Annotated in this window: 21 protein-coding genes; 15 read left to right on the top strand and 6 right to left on the bottom strand. The window is 62.0% G+C overall.

Features of this window, described 5'->3' with window-relative positions; translation table 11 throughout:
* Positions 1-826: alcohol dehydrogenase catalytic domain-containing protein (locus tag NKJ32_RS23395; RefSeq protein WP_352829028.1), on the bottom strand; the 826-nt coding region annotated here is incomplete at its 3' end.
* Positions 827-1,141: 315 nt separating this feature from the next.
* Here NKJ32_RS23395 and NKJ32_RS23390 point away from each other — a divergent pair.
* The 5 genes from NKJ32_RS23390 (at position 1,142) to NKJ32_RS23370 (ending at position 5,692) form a co-directional block, all read left to right on the top strand.
* The gene (locus NKJ32_RS23390) at positions 1,142-2,317 is read left to right on the top strand and encodes a lanthanide ABC transporter ABC transporter substrate-binding protein PedA1 (protein ID WP_352642937.1); all 1,176 of its coding nucleotides are present in this window, start codon (positions 1,142-1,144) and stop codon (positions 2,315-2,317) included.
* A 60-nt stretch (positions 2,318-2,377) separates the two neighbouring features.
* Positions 2,378-3,304 carry a YVTN family beta-propeller repeat protein gene (locus tag NKJ32_RS23385; protein WP_352622940.1) on the top strand — a complete coding sequence of 309 codons (927 nt, stop codon included), beginning with the start codon at positions 2,378-2,380 and terminating at the stop codon, positions 3,302-3,304.
* Between the two features lie 98 nt (positions 3,305-3,402).
* The gene (locus NKJ32_RS23380) at positions 3,403-4,191 is read left to right on the top strand and encodes a lanthanide ABC transporter ATP-binding protein PedB/LutE (RefSeq protein ID WP_031212311.1); all 789 of its coding nucleotides are present in this window, start codon (positions 3,403-3,405) and stop codon (positions 4,189-4,191) included.
* An 11-nt stretch (positions 4,192-4,202) separates the two neighbouring features.
* Positions 4,203-5,063: a lanthanide ABC transporter permease protein PedC gene (locus NKJ32_RS23375; protein ID WP_352458846.1), complete on the top strand. Its 861-nt coding sequence runs from the start codon at positions 4,203-4,205 to the stop codon at positions 5,061-5,063.
* On the top strand, positions 5,063-5,692 hold the full coding sequence (locus NKJ32_RS23370) for a hypothetical protein (protein ID WP_352706515.1): 630 nt from the start codon (positions 5,063-5,065) through the stop codon (positions 5,690-5,692). Before NKJ32_RS23375 ends, NKJ32_RS23370 begins: the two co-directional genes overlap by 1 nt.
* Before the next feature lie 27 nt (positions 5,693-5,719).
* Here NKJ32_RS23370 and NKJ32_RS23365 read toward each other — a convergent pair whose 3' ends face one another.
* The 4 genes from NKJ32_RS23365 to NKJ32_RS23350 all read right to left on the bottom strand — a co-directional run bounded on the left by NKJ32_RS23365 (position 5,720) and on the right by NKJ32_RS23350 (position 9,018).
* Positions 5,720-5,920: a hypothetical protein gene (locus tag NKJ32_RS23365; RefSeq protein WP_023678847.1), complete on the bottom strand. Its 201-nt coding sequence runs from the start codon at positions 5,918-5,920 to the stop codon at positions 5,720-5,722.
* Positions 5,921-6,215: 295 nt separating this feature from the next.
* Complete coding sequence (locus NKJ32_RS23360) at positions 6,216-7,031, bottom strand: oxidoreductase (RefSeq protein ID WP_352622896.1); 816 nt, start codon at positions 7,029-7,031, stop codon at positions 6,216-6,218.
* A gap of 66 nt (positions 7,032-7,097) precedes the next feature.
* The gene (fabF, locus tag NKJ32_RS23355) at positions 7,098-8,402 is read right to left on the bottom strand and encodes a beta-ketoacyl-ACP synthase II (protein ID WP_352783654.1); all 1,305 of its coding nucleotides are present in this window, start codon (positions 8,400-8,402) and stop codon (positions 7,098-7,100) included.
* Positions 8,403-8,439: 37 nt separating this feature from the next.
* The gene (locus tag NKJ32_RS23350; protein ID WP_352829026.1) at positions 8,440-9,018 is read right to left on the bottom strand and encodes a TetR/AcrR family transcriptional regulator; all 579 of its coding nucleotides are present in this window, start codon (positions 9,016-9,018) and stop codon (positions 8,440-8,442) included.
* Positions 9,019-9,097: 79 nt separating this feature from the next.
* Here NKJ32_RS23350 and NKJ32_RS23345 point away from each other — a divergent pair, with 79 nt between their 5' ends.
* Complete coding sequence (locus NKJ32_RS23345) at positions 9,098-9,460, top strand: hypothetical protein (protein WP_352622899.1); 363 nt, start codon at positions 9,098-9,100, stop codon at positions 9,458-9,460.
* Positions 9,461-9,648: 188 nt separating this feature from the next.
* Positions 9,649-10,029: a nuclear transport factor 2 family protein gene (locus NKJ32_RS23340; RefSeq protein ID WP_352783656.1), complete on the top strand. Its 381-nt coding sequence runs from the start codon at positions 9,649-9,651 to the stop codon at positions 10,027-10,029.
* 235 nt (positions 10,030-10,264) lie between these two features.
* Here the strand turns inward: NKJ32_RS23340 and NKJ32_RS23335 are convergent, their stop codons facing one another.
* Entirely contained in the window at positions 10,265-11,200 is a 936-nt protein-coding gene (locus tag NKJ32_RS23335) for a LysR family transcriptional regulator (RefSeq protein WP_352622901.1), read from the bottom strand.
* 123 nt (positions 11,201-11,323) lie between these two features.
* On the opposite strand from NKJ32_RS23335, the gene NKJ32_RS23330 reads away from it, so the two are divergent.
* From NKJ32_RS23330 to rpe, 8 genes are all read left to right on the top strand, one after another.
* A complete protein-coding gene (locus tag NKJ32_RS23330) occupies positions 11,324-12,370 on the top strand; it encodes a class 1 fructose-bisphosphatase (RefSeq protein ID WP_352622902.1) in 1,047 nt (348 codons plus the stop codon).
* Positions 12,371-12,375: 5 nt separating this feature from the next.
* Positions 12,376-13,248, top strand: coding sequence for a phosphoribulokinase (locus NKJ32_RS23325; RefSeq protein ID WP_023678839.1), 873 nt, complete (start codon positions 12,376-12,378; stop codon positions 13,246-13,248).
* 10 nt (positions 13,249-13,258) lie between these two features.
* Entirely contained in the window at positions 13,259-15,280 is a 2,022-nt protein-coding gene (gene tkt, locus NKJ32_RS23320; RefSeq protein WP_352786740.1) for a transketolase, read from the top strand.
* Positions 15,281-15,290: 10 nt separating this feature from the next.
* Positions 15,291-16,370 carry a class II fructose-bisphosphate aldolase gene (fba, locus tag NKJ32_RS23315; protein ID WP_352637983.1) on the top strand — a complete coding sequence of 360 codons (1,080 nt, stop codon included), beginning with the start codon at positions 15,291-15,293 and terminating at the stop codon, positions 16,368-16,370.
* A 22-nt stretch (positions 16,371-16,392) separates the two neighbouring features.
* Positions 16,393-17,886: a ribulose-bisphosphate carboxylase large subunit gene (locus tag NKJ32_RS23310; protein WP_376705236.1), complete on the top strand. Its 1,494-nt coding sequence runs from the start codon at positions 16,393-16,395 to the stop codon at positions 17,884-17,886.
* An 18-nt stretch (positions 17,887-17,904) separates the two neighbouring features.
* Positions 17,905-18,339, top strand: a complete 435-nt coding sequence (locus NKJ32_RS23305; protein ID WP_023678835.1) for a ribulose bisphosphate carboxylase small subunit — start codon at positions 17,905-17,907, stop codon at positions 18,337-18,339.
* Positions 18,340-18,346: 7 nt separating this feature from the next.
* Positions 18,347-19,285, top strand: a complete 939-nt coding sequence (cbbX, locus tag NKJ32_RS23300; protein ID WP_352622904.1) for a CbbX protein — start codon at positions 18,347-18,349, stop codon at positions 19,283-19,285.
* A gap of 62 nt (positions 19,286-19,347) precedes the next feature.
* A complete protein-coding gene (rpe, locus tag NKJ32_RS23295) occupies positions 19,348-20,034 on the top strand; it encodes a ribulose-phosphate 3-epimerase (protein WP_352786741.1) in 687 nt (228 codons plus the stop codon).
* Positions 20,035-20,039: the final 5 nt, after the last annotated feature.

Genomic DNA, 20,039 nt, shown 5'->3' with positions numbered 1-20,039 from the left:
TGACTTTGGTGTTGCCGGTGCAGTCGAACGTGTAGTCGGCGCCGCCGATCTGGTCGGCGCCGCGCTTGGTCATGTTGACGAGATGGGCCACGACATCGCCGTCGATCTCCTTCGGATTGACGAAATGCGTCATGCCGAATTTCTCGCCCCAGGCTCGTCTGTCGTTGTTCAGGTCGACGCCGATGATCATGTCGGCGCCGGCAAGGCGCAATCCCTGGATGACGTTGAGGCCGATGCCGCCGAGGCCGAAGACTATCGCCGTCGCGCCTTGCTCGACCTTGGCCGTGTTGATCACAGCGCCGATGCCGGTGGTGACGCCGCAGCCGATGTAGCAGATCTTGTCGAACGGGGCGTCGGCATTGACCTTGGCCACCGCGATCTCGGGCAGCACGGTGAAGTTGGAGAAGGTCGAGCAGCCCATGTAGTGGAACAGCTTGTCCTTGCCGATCGAGAAGCGCGAGGTGCCGTCGGGCATCAAGCCCTGACCCTGCGTGGCGCGGATGGCGGTGCACAGATTGGTCTTGCGCGACAGGCAGGACGGGCACTGCCGGCATTCCGGCGTGTAGAGCGGGATGACATGGTCGCCCTTCCTGACCGAGGAGACGCCCTTGCCGACGTCGACGACGATGCCGGCGCCCTCATGGCCAAGGATCGCCGGAAACAGGCCTTCCGGGTCGGCGCCCGACAGCGTGAACTCGTCGGTGTGGCAGATGCCGGTTGCCTTGATCTCGACCAGCACCTCGCCATCACGCGGACCTTCGAGGTCGACCTCCATGATCTCCAGCGGCTTTCCGGCGGCAACGGCGACAGCGGCGCGCGTTTTCATCAGGCAATCCTCCCATGACGACCCATAGAGTTTCTCATTCCGCCATTGCTGCGGATGAGACCGCAACACGCTCATTCATCGCCGTATCCTCGAAAAGGCATAGGACTAAAGCAGACACGTAAGTCCACTTGCACGGCTTTGATAAATCTTGTGGCGTCCGCTAAGCTCATTGTGGGCACCTTGAATTCGCGCTGGTCCGGGAACAATCGGACTTTAGTGCAAGAATGGGCAGTTTTATCGATGACGAGCGCGGTGCCAGGCACTCTCGCGGCCTTTTTGTGCTTTTTTTTCCAGACCGCCAACGTTACAGGCGTGATGGCCCAAGAAGTGACGGGCAAGCAACCGGTCGCAGCCGACAGGCCGGAAAGAAAGATAACCGAAATCAGAATAGGTTATTTGCGGGCCTACGCGCCGCAACTGGCGCTTTCCCTGCTGGACCTGCCGCCACGCGACGAAGGTGTCGCCGGCGCCAATGTGGCGATCGGCGATAACAACACGACAGGAAAGTTCCTCAGCCAGAAATTCAGCCTCGACATAGCCGAGGTCAAGCCGGACGCCGACGCGGTTCAGGCGTTCAACGATCTGATTGCCAAAGGTGACCGCTATGTTGTCGCGGACCTCTCGGCCAGGCAATTGCTGTCGATCGCAGACATCGCCCGCGACAAGGGCGTTCTGGTCTTCAATGTCGGTGCTACCGACGACAGCCTGCGCGAGGAAGACTGCCGCATAAATATTTTCCATATCGCGCCGACGCGAAGCATGCTGGCTGACGCGCTGGCGCAGTATCTCGTGGTAAAGAAATGGCCGAATTGGGTGCTGCTCTATGGTTCGCATGAGCGGGATCATCTCTATGCGGCCGCGTTGCGCCGCGCGGCGGCCCGCTTCGGCGGTCAGATCGTCGCCGAGAAGGAGTTCAAAGACACCGGCACGGCGCGCCGCACCGACACCGGCGCCACGCAGATACAGCAGCAGATTTCCGTGTTCACGCAGGATCTGCCGGAGCATGACGTGGTGCTTGTCGCCGATGAGAGCGAGGTGTTCGGAACCTATGTGCCCTACCGCACCTGGACACCGCGGCTGGTCGCTGGCACGGCCGGTCTTGTCGCATCGTCCTGGCATCCCGCGAGCGAGCAATGGGGTGGCATTCAAATGCAAAGCCGTTTCCTGAGGACGACCGGCCGGCGAATGCTGTCCAAGGATATGTCGGCCTGGACGGCGGTGCGGGCGGTGGGCGAAGCCAGCACGCGGACCAATGGCGACGATCCGAAGAAGATCAGCGACTACATCGGCTCGGACGATTTCTCGGTCGCCGCCTTCAAGGGACAGAAGCTGACCTTCCGCCAGTGGAACCATCAGCTTCGCCAGCCAATCCTGCTCGGCGACACCAAATCCGTGGTCTCGACATCGCCACAGGAGGGTTATCTCCACCAAATCTCCGAGCTCGATACGCTCGGCGTCGATCAGCCGGAAACGAAATGCGTCCTTAAGTAGAACCAATCGGGAGGAATTTTCGTGCAGAGACGAGCTTGCGCACTCGCCATTCTCGGCTTCATGGCCAATCCGGCGTGGGCTTACACCGTTTATGTCTCCAACGAGAAAGACAATACGATAACGGTCGTCGACACGGCGACGATGCAAGTGGTGAAGACCGTCGAAGTCGGCCAGAGGCCGCGCGGTATCACCATCTCGCATGACGGCAAGTTCATCTATTTGTGCGCCAGCGATGACGATACGATCGAAATCATCGATACCGCGAGGCTGCAGATCGTTGGCACGCTGCCATCAGGCCCCGATCCCGAACTGTTCGTGCTTTCGCCCGACGGCAAGACGCTCTACGTCGCCAACGAGGACGACAATCTCGTCACCGCGATCAACGTCGAGAGCAAGCAGGTCATGACCGAGATTCCCGTTGGGGTGGAGCCTGAAGGCATGGCCGTCAGTCCCGATGGCAAAACCATGGTCAACACCTCCGAAACCACCAGCATGGCGCATTTCATCGACACCGACAGCCATGAGGTGACCGACAACGTCCTGGTCGACACGCGTCCGCGCTTTGCGCAATTCAAGCCCGACGGATCACAGATCTGGGTCAGTGCCGAAATCGGCGGTACCGTCAGCGTCATCGACAGTCTCAAACGCGAGGTGGTGAAGAAGATCCAGTTCGCGATTGCGGGACTGCGGCCCGAAACCATCCAGCCGGTCGGCATCGCAATCAGCGCGGACGGCAAGAAAGCCTATGTCGCGCTCGGCCCAGCGAACCACGTCGCCGTCATCAACACCGAAACCTACGAGGTGGAAAAATACATCCTGGTCGGCCAGCGCGTCTGGCATCTCGACTTCACCCCCGATCAGAAGACGCTGATCACCACCAACGGCAATTCCAACGACATCACATTCATCGACACGGCGACGGACGAGCCGGTTCAATCGGTTACGGTGGGCCAGCAGCCTTGGGGCGTGGCCATATCGCCCCACTAGACCGCAGCAATGATCAGGGAGGCCGACGTGATGAATATTTGCTGCGGGGATGTTGCGAGTGCACTAGATAACCAGCGCGCCCCGAAGGAGCCAGCGGCATGCAGCATGTGAGGACAAGCGGAGCTGGAGAGGAGGTGGCAGCGCTCGATGTTGCCGGCATCAGCCATTCCTATGGTCCGAAGCGAGCGCTCCAGGACGTCTCATTCTCGATCGCGCCGGGAACTTTCACCGTTCTGCTCGGCCTCAATGGGGCCGGCAAGACAACTTTGTTCTCACTGATCAGCCATCTTTACGGCACCCGCCGCGGATCGATCCGCATCTTCGGCCATGACGTCAGCCGCGCTTCGGGCGAAGCGCTCAGGCGTGTCGGCATCGTATTCCAGGCACGCACGCTCGACCTCGACCTCAGCGTCCACCAGAACCTCTCCTACCACGCCTCGCTGCATGGCATTGGCGGACACCAAGCCCGGCAGCGCATTGCCGCGCTGCTCGATACAGTCAACATGCAGGGCCGTCAGCATGACAAGGCACGCAGTCTTTCCGGCGGCCAAATGCGGCGCATCGAGATCGCGCGGGCGCTGCTCCACCGCCCTTCCCTGCTGCTGCTCGACGAGGCGACGGTCGGTCTCGACATCCAGTCGCGTGCGGGCATTTTGGCCACCATCCGCAAACTCGTCGAAACCGAGGGCATCGGTGTGCTGTGGGCGACGCATCTGATCGATGAGGTCGAAGACGGCGACCACGTCGTCGTGCTGCGGCAGGGCGACCTGGTTGCCAAGGGTAAGGTGGCCGATGTCGTTGCGACGAGCGGTGCCAGTTCGATCCGCGACGCCTTTTCCAGGCTCAACCGCATCGAAACAAGCGGCATCGCGGAGATGTCACCATGAGCGCTCCCGCAATGCCCGCAAAAGTCGCCGCCCTCACGCCGGTGAAGTTCGAACAGTTTGGGCTCCACCACTACCTCGTTTGCCTCAAAGGGATCGTCGTGCGGGAGTGCCTGCGCTTCCTGCATCAGCGCGAGCGCTTTATATCCTCGCTGGTTCGGCCGCTCGTCTGGCTGTTCATTTTTGCCGCCGGATTCCGGCAGGTGCTCGGCGTATCGATCATCCCGCCCTACAAGACCTACGTGCTCTACGAGGTCTACATCACGCCGGGCCTGTGCGGCATGATTCTGCTGTTTTCGGGCATGCAGTCTTCGCTGTCGATGGTCTATGATCGCGAAATGGGCAACATGCGCACCCTGCTGGTCAGCCCCTTCCCGCGTTGGTTTTTACTGATCTCGAAGATGCTCGCCGGTGTCGCCGTGTCGATCGCGCAGGTTTACGCGTTCCTGATCGTTGCCTGGTTCTGGGGCGTCAAGGCGCCGCCGCTTGGCTATCTCACCGTGCTGCCGGCGCTGTTCCTGTCAGGCATGATGCTGTGCGCGCTCGGCATGCTTCTGTCCTCAATGATCAAGCAGCTCGAAAACTTCGCTGGCATCATGAACTTCGTCATCTTTCCCGGCTATTTCGCTTCTCCGGCACTCTATCCCTTGTGGCGTATCCAGGAGGCTAGCCCCCTGCTCTACAAAATCTGCCTCGCCAATCCATTTACTTACGCCGTCGAACTGATCCGCTTCGCCTTCTACGGCCAGGTTGACTGGCTGTCGCTGGGCGTCGTTGCCGGCTGCACGCTGCTGTTCCTTGCCGCCGCCATCATCGCCTACGACCCTTCGCGCGGCCTGATGACCCGCAAACAGGACACGGGAGGAAATGCCTGATGGCGCGAATGATCAATGTTCGCGGTCTGGCTCTGGTCGCCATGCTCGCGCCGGGCGTCAACGCCATGGCAGCCAACCCCGATCCAGACTGGCCTTGCATGCAGCGAAAGGTGCCGCAACTCTCGCTCGGCCAGATCTGGAGCGGACCGGACCTTCCTTCAGCCGCGAAGGACTGGTCGAAAGACCCCACCATCTCCGCCCTGATCGAGGAAGTGGCAGCTCGCCGGATGCCGATTGCGGAAGCTCAAAAGAAGATCAGGGATTTCGCGGCCTCCTTGCCGGCCGAGCAACTTGCACCCAAAATGGCGATGATGGTGCAAGGCATGTTCGACCACCTGGACGCCGAGCGCTCGCAGGTGATCTCCGGCATTTCCCGCTACGCCCACAAGCAGCTCGAAATGGCCGCCGCGTTGCGCAAGGAAGCGTCCGATGTCGATGCATTGCGGGCAAAGCCGGATGCAGATCCCGACGAGATCGATCGGCGAACCGAACAGCTGAAATTCGCAACGCGAATTTTCAATGAACGCGTCCAATCACTGACCTACGTCTGTGAAGTGCCGACGATAATCGAGCAGCGGCTTTATCAATTGTCCAAGGCCGTCTCGGAAACGCTCGCCGCGAAGAAATAGAACCTCATTCGATCTTCGCGGCGGATATCACGATCCACGGCCGGGCAGCACGCGCCAGCGCTGAACGAAATAACCGGGATGCGTCTCGATCCACTGGGCTACCAGCGATTGCGCCTGCATGAAGGCGGTCCCGGGATTCATCGCCAGGCCGTCCACCATCTGTTCGCGTTGTTCACAGGTCTGCGGCACATCCGTCAGGCAGACCATCATAACGAGCGTGTAGAGCATTACCCCTTGTCCCCATCGATTCCCGAACCCCATGCCCGGGAGTTTCCGTGATACCGACCAGTTTGCAGGGATCGCACATACGGATCACTTACGGGTGTGAAAGGAACGTGGCCCCCGCTCTTTCGCGCCGCAATATAACATGGCACTAATCTAACGCCAATGACCGCAGGGCTCGGTCGCGGACGCACGCGCATCGAAGATGCGCGTCCGGCTGTCCCAGTGCCAAAAAATGTGAACTCCTGGAACGCGCTCTCGCATGGGCTCGACCGAAACAGGAATATCATTGTTGTCGACCTCAGACCGGCAGTCCGTTCTGCTTTCGCAGGCTCTTGTCGAATGCGGATGCGGGGACGAAACGGCGCAGGAAACTGACCTGGCGCGCCATTTTTCCAGCCGCATAGCGCCCCTTCGGAGCGGGATCGGTCGCAGCCGCCAAAACGGTCCTGGCCACCACTTCCGGCGTATCGCCTTTTTCCATCGCTTTCCGCACAGCTGCATTCATGCCAGCGCGAGCAGAGTCATAGATGTCAAGCAACTGATCCGGCCTGGCGAGATTTTCTTCAAATGAGGTGCGGGTATAGGCGGGCTCCACCAACACGACGCGAATTCCGAAAGTACGCAGTTCGTGGTCGAGCGATTCGGAGTAGCCCTCAACGGCATGCTTGGTCGACGAATAAAGCGCGAAATAGGGAGCTGGAATAAACCCCTGCACCGAGCTCAAATTGACGATTCTGCCCTTGCCTTGGCGGCGCATTGTCGGCAACACCGCTTTGGTTACTCGCATAACGCCAAAGACGTTCACGTCAAACAACGACTTGGCCTGGGCCATCGAGGACTCCTCCGCGCCACCAAGCAGGCCAACGCCGGCATTATTGACAAGCAGGTCGATGCGCCCGGTCTCGGCCAGCACGTCCTGGACAAGTTTCGCCACGGACGTGTCATCGGTCACGTCACAGGCCAGCATGGTAACGCCATCGGATCGGTCGACGACCGCGCGACGGCTGGTTCCGAACACGCGAAAGCCCGCGTTCTGCAGGGCTTTGGCCGTTGTGTGCCCGATACCGCTTGATGCCCCCGTCACCAGGGCGACGCCTAGATTGGTCTTGTTCATGGAGGTCACTTCTTTCTTCGTTTTGGATTGGCGTGGGAGAAGCACGACAGGTCGGAGCGAAAGGCGTCAATCATGAGCGCCTCCGGTACACGCGCCGGCCAGATCATCCGTCCAGCGCCGGAACAGCGCGCTGGCATTAACGCCTCCGAAGCCGAAGCCATTGGAGATTGCATAGCCCATCGCCATCGGCCGGGCCCGGTTTGCGACGAAGTCGATCCCGTCGCCGGCCGGATCGGGAGCGCTCAGATTGAGGGTCGGCGGTGCCATCTGATCCCTGAGCGCCAGGATTGCGAAGATTGCTCCGAGCCCGCCGGCGGCTCCGAGCAGGTGTCCGGTCGCCGATTTCGTTGCACTGACAGCTATCGCGAAATCGCGCCCGAACACGCTCTTGATCGCTTCGATCTCACCCAGGTCGCCCACCGGCGTGGAGGTCGCATGGGCATTGAGATGACGAACCTCGTGGGGCGAAATCCCTGCTTGGGCGATTGCGATCTCCATGGCCCGGCGCGCACCGTCGCCGTCCTCGGGACCGGAGGTGACGTGATGAGCATCCGCCGTCGTGCCGTAGCCGACAAGCTCGGCCAGCGGTCTTGCGCCGCGCGCCAGCGCGTGGCTCAATTCCTCGATGACCAGCATGCCGGCTCCTTCGCCCATGACGAAGCCGTCCCGCGACTTGTCGAACGGTCGGGAGGCCTCATCAGGACGGTGATTAAAGGACGTCGAAAGAGAGCGTGCCGCCGCAAACCCACCGAGGCTGACAAGATTCATGCATGCTTCCGTCCCGCCGCACACGGCAATATCGGCCTCGTTGGCGCGGATTAGGCGAGCCGCATCGCCGATCGCCTGAATGCCGGCCGCGCACGCCGTTACGGGTGCACCGAGCGGACCTTTGAAGCCATAGCGGATCGAGACGTGGCCTGCCGCGAGGTTCACCAGGAAGGACGGCACCGTAAAAGGTGATAGACGGCGGACGCCGCGCCGGTCGACCGTGCGCACCGCCTCGGTTATGGCCGGGAACCCGCCGACGCCCGAGGCGATGATCGTGGCCGTGCGCAAGCGATCCGCTTCCGAGACGGGGGCCCATCTTGCTTGGGTGAGCGCCTCTTGTGCCGCGGCCAGCGCAAAGAGAATGAACCGGTCTACCTTGCGCTGATCCTTCGGCGGAAGGATGGCTTCCGGATCGAAACCAGCGTCCGGATCTTCTTCTGTGGAGGGCACCACCCCGCCGACCTTCGCCGGCAGGTCGCACACCACATCATCCGCAAGCCTCCGGATGCCCGAGCGGCCGGCCAGGAGACGCGACCAGGACGTTTCAACATCGGCAGCAAGGGGCGTAACCGCTCCCATGCCCGTAACAACAATCCGTCGCATCTATTTTCCTGTCAGTTCGGGCGCGCCGCCACGCCGTTCAAGTGCCGGCTGATTCACGAACCTGATTGGCCGCCGCATCCAGAAAGGCCTGCGCGAGGTCAGGATCGTTGATGACGCGCGATAACATCAGCGCACCGACCATTGTCGAGAGAATGGCCATGGCCCTGCCATCGAACTCCCCGCCATTGGCCTCAGCAATGAAACGGCCGAGGATCTCGAGATGCTCCTTGATCCCGGCTTCGAACGGCGCTTTCACGTCCTTGCCCTGTCTGGCGGCATCCGAGCCGAGCGCCACGATCGGGCAGCCGTCCATCTTTTCTCCGCGATGGTCCATACTGAGGTAGAACGCGATCACCGCGCCAAGCGGATCATCAGGGTTTGCCGCAGTCGCGGCCGACCATCGACGGGTGGCGCTCTCCATCGCCCGCCTGGACGCTTGCGCCGCCAGGTCGTCCTTGGATGCGAACTGCTTGTAAAATGCGCCTTGGGTCAGTCCGGCACCCTTCATCAGATCCTTAAGGCCGATACCGTCAAAGCCGCGCTCCCGAAAAAGGCGGCTTGCCACGTTGATGACAATCTCGCGGTTTTCCGCTGCCTGAGTACGACTTACGCGCATTGTTGACCTCTTTTTTAGATTGCGTTCGTAATCTATAGCCTATATAGAGTTCGAACGCAATCTAAAAAGGAGATACGAAATGATCCGCAAAACCTTGAGCGCATCGCTCCTGGCCGCGCTGTTTCTTGCGGCCCCGGCTTTTGCCGAGGAGGCCACCATCGGACGCCCGATCGAAAGCGGCAGCCTGCACGAGGGACACCTTGACATGGTGGTCTACTACGTCCCGGTCGACGGCGACCTCCTGGAGGTCACCGCCACCTTCGCGCTGAAGACCGGGGGCGATCCGCTGCGCGTCGTCATGGGCCTCGCCGACGACGACTCCGTGGCATTTTCCATGCCGGGCCACCAGGACTCGCTCTACGCGTTCTCAAGGTCCGGGGATGAGGTGACGGTCTCGACCGAGACGAACATGCATCTGCGAGCCGACGCGACAATACGCTGAGCCGAAGTTCAGACCGCAGCCGGCGTGCTGCTGGCCGTGTGCTCTCGCGTCCGCTCGGCTCACCACACGGTGCCTCGATCACGCCATCGAATAAGTTTGGGGAGAGGTCAAATGCTATACAGTTATTTTGTCGAGAAATCGTCCGAGAGAGCTTCGACCACGTCAACAACCATCGCTGGGATGAGGCGGTGAAGGCACTCGCGCTGCATGTCCATCACCGCGTTTCCGGCGCCCACGCACTTGGTGGTGAGCGCCGCGACAAAGAAGCCATGCGCCGCTGGTTTGAGCGCCTCGGCCGCGTCCTGCCCAATCTCCATCTCACGGTCAACCACATCTGGGTGAAGGGCTGGCCGTGGCATACCACCGTGTCTGCCCAGTGGGACGGTACCGCAACGCTGCTCAAGGGCGACGCGTCGTACGTCAACCGTGGTCTCCACGTGTTCACCCTGCGGTGGGGCAGAGTCTATGCACTTGAGGAATTTTACGATTCACAAGCAGCGGCCCGCGGTCTTGCCGCCCAAGCGGCAGCTGGCCTAGAAGAAGCTGTCGCCGAACCAATTGTAGGCTAGCAGACGCTCAGTCAGAGCCCACCCGTTCCGTGAACGCGGGGGCGCTACCGCGTGGGCCAGCGCTTGGAGGGCGGTCGCCTCGGCTCCGCAAATGCGTGCCACCAGCGATGCCTGCCTATCCTCGGCTCGTGGACGTCGGTCCGGAGATCACAGCCGATCAGCCGCTGATACACACCATCGTTTATCTGAAGCGTTTGCCTGGACCGCGCGCCCTAACTCGCGCGACCTCTACTGTTCAGTCCTCGTGCGGATAGAGCTTGCCGAACAGTGGCAGGTACATCGCGCCCTTGCGCATCAGAAAATCGTGGAAGGTCGCCATCGCCGGCGAGATCGCGTGATCGCTGCGCATCACCGAAAACCATTGCCGGCGGATCGGCATGCCGACGACGTCGAGGATGACCAGCCGGCCGGCTTCGGTTTCGGCAGCGATGGTGTGGGCAGAGATGAACGCGATGCCGAGCCCGGCCATCACCGCCTGCTTGATGGTCTCGTTCGAGCCCATCTCGACGCCGAGATCGTCGATGCGGCCGGGCACGTCGCTCAGGAATATTTCCAGTGAGATGCGCGTTCCGGAGCCGGGCTCGCGAATGAGGAAATGCTCCTCGGCGATCCGCTCCTTGGAAATGTCGCGTGCCGACGCCAGCGGGTGGTCGGGCGGTGCGATGATGACCAGCGGGTGATCGCCGAAGACCGAAGCACGCACCGGGACTTCCTTCGCCGGGCGTCCCATCAGCGCGAGATCGATGTCGTGGTTCTTCAGATTATCGATCGTCTCGGCGCGGTTGCCGATGGCAAGCCGCATGTCGATATCGGGATGTTCCTTCATGAAGGCGGCCATCAGCCGCGGTGCGAAATATTTGGCCGTGGAAACGACGCCGAGCCGCAAGCTGCCGGCGCGCACGCCCTTGATCGCATCCATCTTGTCTTCGAGCAGACGAAGCCGCTCCTCGATGGCCTGTGCCGTCTCGACGAAGGCCAGACCTGCGGCAGTGGGACGCATGCCGTCCGACGTCCGGTCGAACAAGGCCAGCTGGAACTCTTCCTCAACTTGCCGCAACTGAATCGTCACCGCTGGAGGAGACAGGCCTAACACTTTGGCCGCACTGACGATTCTCCCGTGGGCGACGATTGCCTGAACGGTCTTGAACTGCTTGAGCGTGAGATTTCTCATACAGCATACTAAAATTTTTTAAGTGCCTGAGTAAAGTTATTGAATTTTACTTATCCAGCGTCGTTTGTTCTCCTTTCCCAATCCGGCCGACCCGAGGAGAGGCGGCTGGATCGGGAGGTTACGATGCCAGCGGCAACGCTCGACGCTTTTCTGAACTCCTATCTTGGCGAGCCGGACGAACTGCGCTCCGCCGTCGTAGCGACCATCCGTCAGCTGACGCAGGCGGCCACCACGATCCGCAACACCATCAATCAAGGGGTGCTCGGCACGGCCTTTGCGGGAACCCGCGGCGCCAATGCTGACGGCGACATCCAGAAGGATCTCGATGTCTTCGCCGATGACATCTTCCTCAACGCCATGCGCCACGCTCCGATCGCGCTTTACGCTTCCGAGGAACTGGAGCAGCCGGTGCTGCTCGACAGGCAAGCGCCTCTTGCCATCGCCATCGACCCGCTCGACGGCTCATCCAACATCGACACCAACGTGTCGATCGGAACGGTCTTCTCGCTCCTCCCTGCAATTGGTGCGCCGGATGGGAATCCGGCCGCCTCCTTTTTGCAGGCAGGCGTGAACCAGCTGGGCGCCGGTTTCTTCATCTACGGCCCGCAGCTGGCGCTGGTTCTGTCGCTCGGCAGCGGCACGCATATCTTCGTTCTCTCGACCAGGCTCGGCACCTTCGTCCAGGCCTACGAGAGCCGGATCATCCCACAGCGAACCCAGGAGTTCGCCATCAACGCCGCCAACTACCGGCATTGGGACGAGGCGGTGCGGCTCTACATCGACGACTGCCTCGAAGGTACGGAAGGCCCACGCGAGAAGGACTTCAACATGCGCTGGATCGCCTCCCTGGTCGCGGACTGCTACCGCATATTGATGCGCGGCGGCGTATTCCTGTATCCAGGCGACAAGCGCAAGACTTACCGCCAGGGGCGACTGCGCCTCGTCTATGAGGCAAACCCGATCGCCTATCTCGTCGAACAGGCGGGCGGTGCCGCCACCGATACGATCACCCGCATCCTCGAAATCGAACCAGAGAACCTGCACCAGCGCGTGCCCATGGTTTTCGGATCGGCGCGCGAAGTCGCGCGCATCACCCGCTACCACACCGAACCGAGCGCCATCGGCGAGCGCGCGCCGCTGTTCAGCCGCCGCGGCCTTTTCAGGGCCTGAAGACCATGTCGGCAAAGCACCCCATCATTACCATCACCGGGTCGTCGGGCGCAGGCACTACCTCTGTCAAGCGCATCTTCGAGCTGATCTTCCGGCGCGAGAACATCGGCGCCGCCTTCATCGAAGGCGATGCTTTCCATCGCTACGACCGCGCCACGATGAAGGCGAAGGTGGCCGAGGAGGAAAAGGCGGGCAATCCGAACTTCACCCACTTCCACGCCGAGGCCAATGAACTGGCAATCCTCGAAGAGGTATTCGAGGAATATGGCCGCCGGGGAACCGGAAAGACCCGCACATACATCCATGATGAGGATGAGGAGAAGCAGTACGGCACGCCGCCGGGACATTTCACCGAATGGCGCGAATTTCCGCCGAGCGACCTGCTCTTCTACGAGGGCCTGCATGGCTGCGTCGTCACCGACAAGATCAACCTGGCCAGGCACGCGGATCTCAAGATCGGCGTGGTGCCGGTCATAAATCTCGAATGGATCCAGAAGATCCATCGCGACCGCGCAACGCGCGGCTATTCCACCGAGGCGGTGATGGACGTGATCCTGCGCCGCATGCCGGACTATGTCCGCTACATCGTCCCGCAGTTTTCGCAGACCGCCATCAACTTCCAGCGCGTGCCGATCGTCGACACGTCCAATCCATTCATCGCGCGCTGGATACCGACGCCCGACGAATCGATGCTGGTTATCCGCTTCGCCAATCCCCGCGGCATCGATTTCCCCTACCTGCTTTCGATGATCCACGACTCGTTCATGTCGCGGCCGAATTCCATAGTGGTGCCCGGCAACAAGCTCGACCTTGCCATGCAGCTGATCCTGACGCCGCTCATCCTGCAATTGATCGAACGCAAGAACCGTGTGTCGTGAGGAGGACGCCATGAACAGCCAGGCAGCAGCACTGAAGCCCGTCGCCGCCGTCTCGGAGCGCGACATGGCCAACGCCATTCGCGCACTGGCGATGGACAGCGTCCAAAAGGCCAATTCCGGTCATCCGGGCATGCCGATGGGCATGGCCGATGTCGCAACGGTGCTGTTCAGCCGCTTCATCAATATCGATCCGTCGGCCCCCAACTGGCCCGATCGTGACCGCTTCGTGCTGTCGGCCGGGCACGGCTCGATGCTGCAGTATGCGCTGCATTACCTGCTAGGCTTTGAAGACATGCCTATCGAAGAATTGCAGCGGTTTCGCCAGCTGGGCAGCCGCACCGCCGGACATCCGGAATATGGCCATGCGCTTGGCATCGAGACGACGACCGGCCCGCTTGGACAAGGCATTTCGACCGCTGTCGGCATGGCGCTGGCGGAGCGCATGCTTGCGGCCCGCCACGGCGCCGATCTCGTCGACCATTTCACCTACGCGATCGCCGGCGACGGCTGCCTGCAGGAAGGCATCAGCCACGAGGCGATCGATCTTGCCGGTCACCTGAAGCTCTCCCGGCTGATCGTCTTTTGGGACGACAATGCGATCTCGATCGACGGGCCCACTTCCCTGTCGACATCGATGGACCAGCCGGCGCGGTTCAAAGCCGCTGGATGGCATGTCCAGTCGGTGAACGGCCACGACACCGAAACCGTTGCGGCGGCAATCGAAGCGGCGCAGCAATCGGACCAGCCGTCTCTGATCGCCTGCCGCACGGTGATCGGCAAGGGAGCGCCCAATCTGGGCGGTTCGGAAAAGACGCATGGCGCGCCGCTGGGCGATGCGGAGATCGCCGCGACGCGCGAAAACATCGGCTGGGCCTTCGCGCCGTTCGAGGTGCCGGACGATATCCTTTTCGCCTGGCGCGAGATTGCCGGCCGCGGTCAAGCGGCACGCCGCGCCTGGGAGCAGCGGCTTGCCGCCTCGCCGCGGCGCCAGGCCTTCGAGGGCGCGGTCGCCGGCGCCCTGCCCGACGCGGTCTTCGAAGCGCTCGGCGCCTTCCGCAAGGAACATGTCGGGAAGGCCACCAAGGTTGCAACGCGAAAAGCCTCGGAAATGGCACTCGCTGCGATCAATGGCGCAACCGAACTGACCGTCGGCGGCTCCGCCGATCTGACGCATTCGAACCTGACGATCACCAAGGGTATGAACCGCATCGCGCCGGGTGACTACGCCGGCCGCTACATCCACTACGGAATCCGCGAGCACGGCATGGCCGCAGCCATGAACGGCATCGCACTGCATGGCGGCTTCGTGCCTTATGGCGGCACGTTCCTGTGCTTCGCCGACTACGCGCGCGGCGCGATGCGGCTCTCGGCGCTCATGGGCCAGCGCGTCATCTATGTGATGACGCACGATTCCATTGGTCTCGGCGAGGACGGCCCGACCCACCAGCCGGTCGAGCACCTGGCGATGCTGCGGGCGACGCCAAACCTCAACGTCTTCCGTCCGGCCGACATCGTCGAAACGGCGGAGTGCTGGGAACTGGCGCTGAGAAGCGAGAAGCGGCCGAGCGTGCTGGTGCTCTCGCGCCAGAACCTGCCGATGCTGCGCCAAGCACCTAGCGGCGAGCCACACAGCGACGAGAACCGGTCGAGCCGGGGCGCCTACATCCTGCGCGAGCCAGCCGGGCACCGCGCGGTGACGCTGATCGCCACCGGCTCGGAGGTCGAAATCGCGGTTGCCGCCGCCCTACGGCTGGAGACCGAGCACGGCGTCGCCGCCGCGATTGTCTCGATGCCGTGCTGGGAGCTTTTCGAGGAGCAGGACGCCGGCACCCGCAAGGCCGTCCTCGGCTCGGCGCCCCGCATTGCCATCGAAGCCGCAGCACGGCTCGGCTGGGACCGCTGGATCGGCGACACCGGCACTTTCGTCGGCATGGCCGGTTTCGGCGCCAGCGCCCCTGCCCCGGACCTTTACCGGCATTTCGACATCACGCCCGAAGCCGTCGCGGCAGCGGCGCTGAAGCTCATCATCTAGGAGGACGACCATGGCCCGCATCACCCTTCGCCAGCTTCTCGACCATGCCGCCGAGCACGGCTACGGGGTGCCGGCATTCAACATCAACAACATGGAACAGGGCCTCGCCATCATGGAGGCCGCCAGGGCCTGCGATGCGCCGGTTATCATCCAAGCCTCGCGCGGCGCCCGTTCCTATGCCAATGACATCATGCTGGCCAAGATGATGGAGGCGTTGACCGAAATCCATCCGGCCGTTCCGCTATGCATCCATCAGGATCACGGCAACAACGAGGCCACCTGCCTGTCGGCGATCCGCCACGGCTTCACCTCGGTGATGATGGACGGATCGCTGATGGCGGATGCCAAGACACCGGCGAGCTACGATTACAACGTCGCCATCACCGAACGTGTCGCACGCATGGCACATTGGGTCGGCGCTTCGGTCGAAGGCGAGCTCGGCGTGCTCGGCTCGCTGGAAACCGGCCAGGGCGAGGCCGAGGACGGGCACGGCGCCGAAGGTGCGCTTTCCCATGACCAGCTTTTGACCGATCCCGATCAGGCGGTCGACTTCGTGACCGCCACCCGGGTCGACGCGCTGGCGATCGCCTGCGGTACCTCGCACGGCGCCTATAAATTCAGCCGCAAGCCTGACGGCGGTATCCTGGCCATGCAGGTGATCGAGGCGATTCACGAAAAGCTGCCCAACACGCATCTGGTCATGCACGGGTCTTCCTCCGTGCCGCAGGAACTGCAGGACATCATCAACAACTATGGCGGCGAGATGCCCCAGACCTTTGGCGTCCCGGTCGAGGAAATCGAGCGCGGCATCCGCTACGGCGTGCGCAAGGTCAACATCGACACCGATTGCCGAATGGCCATGGCCGGGCAGTTCCGCCGCGTTGCGACGGAGGACCCGCGCGAATTCGATCCGCGTAAATTCCTGAAACCCGCCATGGACGCCCTGCGCGACCTTTGCCGCGATCGCTTCGAACGCTTCGGCACCGCAGGCCACGCGTCGAAGATCAGGGTGATCGCCATGGATGAGATGGCGAAACGTTACGCTGCAGGAAAGCTCGACCCCCATATCGCAACCGCGAAAGCCGCCTGAGCGGCAAACAGGAGACCTGCCCATGAACAAGATCGACATGCCCTCAGCAGGCACGCTCAAGGAAGGCAAGGAACGCTACAGGTCGGGCGTCATCCCCTACAAGAAGATGGGCTACTGGGAGCCGGACTACCGGCCCAAGGAGACCGACCTGATCGCCATGTTTCGGATCACGCCGCAGCCCGGCGTCGACCACGAGGAGGCGGCCGCCGCCATCGCCGGTGAATCCTCTACCGCGACATGGACCGTGGTGTGGACCGACAGGCTGACCGCCTGCGAGCTCTACCGCGCCAAGGCATTCAAATCCGAGCCGGTGCCGAACACAGGTCCAGGCACCAGGATCGAGCAACAGTACTTCGCCTATATCGCCTACGACCTCGACCTGTTCGAGCCCGGCTCCATCGCCAACCTGACAGCATCGATCATCGGCAACGTGTTCGGCTTCAAGGCCGTCAAGGCCTTGCGGCTCGAGGACATGCGCATCCCGGTGGCTTACCTCAAGACCTTCCAGGGCCCGGCGACCGGCATCGTGGTGGAACGCGAGCGGCTCGACAAGTTCGGCCGGCCGCTGCTCGGCGCGACGACGAAGCCGAAACTTGGCCTGTCCGGCCGCAACTACGGCCGCGTCGTCTACGAGGCGCTGAAGGGTGGCCTCGACTTCGTCAAGGACGACGAGAACATCAACTCACAGCCCTTCATGCATTGGCGCGACCGTTTCCTCTACTGCATGGAGGCAGTGAACAAGGCGTCGGCCGCCACCGGCGAAGTCAAGGGCCATTATCTCAACGTCACCGCCGGCACGATGGAGGAGATGTACGAGCGCGCCGAATTTGCAAAACAGCTTGGCTCCTGCATCGTCATGATCGACCTCGTCATCGGCTACACGGCGATCCAGTCGATGGCCAAGTGGGCACGCCGCAACGACATGATCCTGCACCTCCACCGGGCCGGCAACTCGACTTATTCGCGCCAGAAGAACCACGGCATGAATTTTCGCGTCATCTGCAAATGGATGCGGATGGCCGGCGTCGATCACATCCATGCCGGCACGGTGGTCGGCAAGCTGGAAGGCGACCCGCTTATGATCAAGGGGTTTTATGACACGCTGCGCGAGGAGCGCACGCCGCAGAACCTCGAAACCGGGCTGTTCTTCGATCAGGACTGGGCCTCGCTCAACAAGGTGATGCCCGTCGCCTCCGGTGGCATCCATGCCGGCCAGATGCACCAGTTGATCCATTATCTCGGCGAGGACGTCATCCTGCAGTTCGGCGGCGGCACGATCGGCCATCCGGACGGCATCCAGGCCGGCGCGACGGCCAATCGCGTCGCGTTGGAGGCGATGATCCTCGCCCGCAACGAGGGCCGCGACTATCTGCGCGAAGGGACCAAAATCCTCGAACAGGCGGCCAGATGGTGCACGCCGCTCAAGGCGGCCCTGGAGACGTGGAAGGACGTCACCTTCAACTACGAATCGACCGACACGGCCGACTTTGTGCCAACCGCAACGCCGAGCTTCTAGACGAAAGGAACCGTCGCCATGATGACCAATCCCGGAAACAAGGTCACGCAGGGACAGTTTTCGTTCCTGCCCGAGCTAACCGATGAGCAGATTTCGGCGCAGATCAAATACGCCCTGAAAAACCACTGGGCGGTCAGCGTCGAATACACGGACGATCCGCATCCGCGAAACACCTATTGGGAAATGTACGGCAACCCGATGTTCGACCTGAGGGACCCGGCGGGCATCCTGCTTGAAGTCAACAATTGCCGGAAAGCTATGCCCAACATGTATGTCCGGGTCACCGCCTTCGATTCGACCAAGGGCTGGGAAGCACCGCGCATGTCATTCATCGTCAACCGGCCACCCAATGAACCCGGGTTCCGGCTGCTGCGCCAAGAGCGTGACGGCCGCAGTCAGGGCTATTCGATCGTGCCTTATGCGACCGATAGGCCCGAAGGCGAACGGAGCTAGGCGAACCATGCTGGACGCGATAGCAAAGAGCGCTGCCGCGCAGGGCGAATCGGTTGATCTACAGGCCGAGTTCGAGGCGTCCAACATCGACGAGGTGATGGACAAGCTCGACCGCGAACTCGTCGGCCTGAAGCCCATCAAGAACCGCATCCGCGAGATCGCTGCGCTGCTCCTGGTCGACCGGCTTCGCCGTAAGTTCGGGCTGATCTCTGGCGCACCGACGCTGCACATGAACTTTACGGGAAATCCCGGTACCGGAAAGACCACCGTGGCGCTCAGAATGGCCGAAATCCTGCATCGTCTTGGCTATGTCCGCGAAGGGCATATGGTCGCGGTGACGCGCGACGATCTCGTCGGCCAGTATGTGGGCCACACCGCGCCCAAAACCCGCGAAGTGATCAAGCGCGCCATGGGAGGGGTGCTTTTCATCGACGAGGCCTACTATCTCTACAAGCCCGAGAACGAACGCGACTACGGCCAGGAATCGATCGAAATCCTGCTGCAATGCATGGAAAACAACCGTGACGATCTGGTTGTGATTCTTGCCGGCTACAAGGACAAGATGGACCGCTTCTTCGACAGCAATCCCGGCATGCGCTCGCGCATCGCCCACCACCTCGACTTTCCCGACTACGGCGTCAGCGAACTCAAATCGATCGCCGAGATCATGCTGGCGGAACAGAATTACCGGCTCAGCGAGGCGGCGGCCAAGGCGCTCGAAGAGTATCTCCCGATCCGCATGCGGCTGCCGCATTTCTCCAACGCCCGCTCGGTCCGCAATGGGCTCGACCGGGCGCGGCTTCGCCAGGCCAGCCGGCTTTTCGCGTCGCGCGACCGGGCGTTGACGAAAACTGACCTTATCACCATTGAGGAATCCGATATTCGCGGCAGCCGCGTGTTCGCGGAAGGCAAGCTCGAAGGCGAACCGGACACGAAGGCGCGCTGACAAAATGACGCCGGTTGGTGTGCAGCGACCGGAAACGGACGACAGAATGGGAGCCGACGATCATGGATACCAAGACAATCATCGCGCCCTCGGTGCTTTCCGCGGACTTCTCGCGGCTCGGCCACGAGGTCGAAGCGGTCGTCCGGGCGGGTGCCGATTGGATCCATCTCGATGTGATGGATGGCCATTTCGTGCCCAACATCACCTTCGGTCCGCCGGTGGTCAAGGCGATCCGTAATCGAACGGACAAGGTCTTCGACTGCCACCTGATGATCGCGCCGGCCGACGCCTATCTCGGCGCCTTCGCCGATGCCGGCTGCGACATCATTACGGTGCATGCCGAGGCCGGACCGCATCTCGACCGTTCGCTGCAGGCAATCAGAAATCTCGGCAAGAAGGCCGGCGTGTCGCTGAACCCGTCGACGCCGGAAAGCGTCATCGAATATGTGCTCGACCGGCTCGATCTTGTGCTTCTGATGACCGTCAATCCGGGCTTCGGCGGCCAAGCCTTCATTTCGGCTGTCGTCGACAAGGTCAGGCGGGTCAAGGCGCTGATCGGCAACCGCCCGATCGACATCGAAATCGACGGCGGCGTCACCCCCGAGAGCGCTCCGCTGGTCACCGCGGCCGGCGCCAATGTGCTGGTCGCCGGCTCGGCCATCTTCAAGGGTGGCACCGAGGCTGCCTATCGTGCCAATATCGACGCCATCAGGCAGGCGGCCGACGGGGCGATCCGGAAAGCCGCGTAAACCGT

It is taken from the genome of Mesorhizobium sp. M0159, assembly GCF_040322295.1.
In the GTDB taxonomy this organism is placed as follows: domain Bacteria; phylum Pseudomonadota; class Alphaproteobacteria; order Rhizobiales; family Rhizobiaceae; genus Mesorhizobium.
Note: the sequence above shows the minus strand (reverse complement) of the source record. Positions and strands in the feature narration are given on the sequence as shown.